Source organism: Nonomuraea diastatica, from assembly GCF_004349015.1.
Taxonomy (GTDB): Bacteria; Actinomycetota; Actinomycetes; order Streptosporangiales; family Streptosporangiaceae; genus Nonomuraea; species Nonomuraea diastatica.
Window position 1 is genome coordinate 1 of record NZ_SMKP01000370.1, and the last position, 2,612, is coordinate 2,612.

The 2,612-nt window shown below is 66.1% G+C and carries 1 protein-coding gene; it reads right to left on the bottom strand.

The features are described from left to right. Positions 1–2,612, bottom strand: a 2,612-nt coding sequence (locus E1294_RS51590) for a non-ribosomal peptide synthetase (protein ID WP_132520589.1), incomplete at both ends; no start/stop codon positions are given.

Genomic DNA, 2,612 nt, shown 5'->3' on the forward strand with positions numbered 1-2,612 from the left:
TCCCGGTGAAGAACTCCTCATGCTCCGCCCCGGAGACACCGAGGACCGCCTGCGCCACCACATTCCGATACGGCACCGGCACCGGCAGCAGATCCCCCTGCCCCGCCAAGACCGCACCGACCTCACCGACAATGGCCTGCAGCGAAGTGTTGTCGCCCACGATGTGGTGCATCACGACGAGCACCTGCCATCCGGCGAGGCCAGGCGCAGTGAACACCCGCAGCACCGGCGCCCTGGTCAGATCGATCCGCTTCGCCGCGTCGGCGAGTTTCCCGGCCTCGACCTCTTCCACCACCAGGCCAGCATGCCGGTGCACCACCTGCACCGGTCGAGGCAGCCCTTCCCAATGGAACGAGGTCCGCAGCACCTCATGCCGACCGACTACCGTTCCCAGTGCGTCGAGGAAGGCGTCCAGCCACTCCCGGCTGTCCACAGTAAGCAACTGCGACAGCACGTAGGCATCGTTGTCCGGGGCCATCAGATGATGGAAGAGCATCCCCTCCTGCAACGGCGCCAGGGCATAAATGTCCTGCACATTCCTGACCCCACCCGGGATCTGCGCAACGACCCGATCGATCTGCTCCTGAGACAGCTCAACCAGCGGCAGCAACTCCGGCGTGATCACCGCCGTACCCTCGCTGATCAGATTGACCGGGACGTCGACGGCATCTGCCAGCGTGGTGACGGTGGCCTCGGCCAGAGCCGCCACGGTCGGATGAGCGAAGACAGTACGCACGTCCGTCGCGATCTCACGTTCACGTAGACGCTCCACCAGCGACACCGCCAGCAGCGAATGCCCACCCAGCACGAAGAAATCATCGAACCGACCGACCCGCTCCACCCCCAGCAGCTCCGCCCACACCGCAGCGATCGCCTGCTCGATCTCCCCCTCCGGCTCCTGATAGCCGGCCCGGGCGAAGGCATCGCCGTCCGGTGCGGGCAGCGCCTTGCGGTCGACCTTGCCGTTCGCGGTCAACGGCAGCATGTCCAAAGCCACGAACGCCGCCGGAACCATGTACCCCGGCAACACTGCGGCAAGGTGCTCACGCAGGTCGGCGACGTCGACCTCACCGGCAGGCACGTAGTAGGCCACCAGACGGTCGTACTTGGCCACGACCACCGCCTGCACCACCAGCGGATGCCGGCCCAGCCACTGCTCGATCTCCCCCAGCTCGACCCGGAAGCCCCGAATCTTTACCTGGAAGTCATTACGACCCGCGAACTCGAGGTCGCCATCGGCGGTCCAACGAGCCAGGTCGCCACTGCGATACATCCGCGAACCATCAGCCGCGAGCGGATCGGCCACATAACGACCGGCGGTAAGACCCGCCCGATCAAGATAACCGCGGGCGACACCGGCACCACCCACATAGATCTCACCGATCACACCCACCGGCACCGGACGCCCGGCCCGGTCCAGAATGTAGATCTTCGTGTTCGCGATCGGCCGGCCGATCGTCACCTCACCGGCGAAGTCCCGGCGGATGACAGCGCTCGTGGAGTTGACCGTGGTCTCGGTCAGACCCCACAGGTTACGGATCTCTTCGACGTCCGAATCCGCGAAGACCCGCTCGATCAGATCCGCCCCCAGGGGTTCACCACCCACGTTCACCCGGCGTGTCGTCGCCGGCAGCGAGCCTGTCACCGCCCGCAACGCCGAGGGCGCCGTATCAATCAGCGAAACCTCCACCGGCGATTCCTGCAGGGCCAGGGCGTCACGGACGACGACCACGGTCCCACCGATGCTCAGCGGGAGGAACATCTGCAGGACCGACGGGTCGAAGCTCACCGAGGTGGCGAACAACGTTCTCGCCAGCGTCGCCTTGTCGAACACCTCCGCGCCCCAGGCGAGCAGGTTGACAACGCCCCCGTGCTCGACCACCACACCCTTGGGCCGACCGGCCGAACCAGACGTGTAGATCACGTAAGCGGCATCATTGCCCGAGACATCAAGACTCGCCTCTGAGACCGCAGTGGCCGCGAACACCCCGGCCAGGTCAAGGACGGGAACCGAGGTGGCAATACCGGCACCGAACGTCAGCACGGCAGCAGGGGCCGCGTCGGTGAGCATGAATTCGAGACGTGCAGCGGGATAAGCCGGGTCAAGTGGCAGGTAGGCTCCACCGGCCTTGAGCACACCCAGCAGACCGGCCACAAGCTCGGCACTGCGTTCAGCACACACGGCCACCCGCGAACCCCGCACCACCCCGACCGCCCGCAGCCGCGCCGCCACCACATCGGCCGCGGCATCCAACTGCGCATAGGTCAACAACCGACCACCATCGTCCACCGCAACCGCGTCCGGCGTCACACGCACCTGAGTCTCGAACAACCCATGAACCGTCCCCGACTCCACCCGCAGACCGGTGGCATTGAACTCCTCCACCACCCGACGACGCTCAGAAGCCGGCAGCACATCCACCGCCGACAAAGACTCCTCGCCGGCAAGCCCGGCCAGAACCTCGACCATCAGGGCACACACCTGACCGGGGTCGATCGACGCGTGCGTCTCCGTGGTCATCGCGAAGCCTTCACCGGTGTCATCCACCGACACCACCAGCGGATAATTCGTGCCACCAGAAGCGCCGACCCCGCTGATACCCGCCCAATCC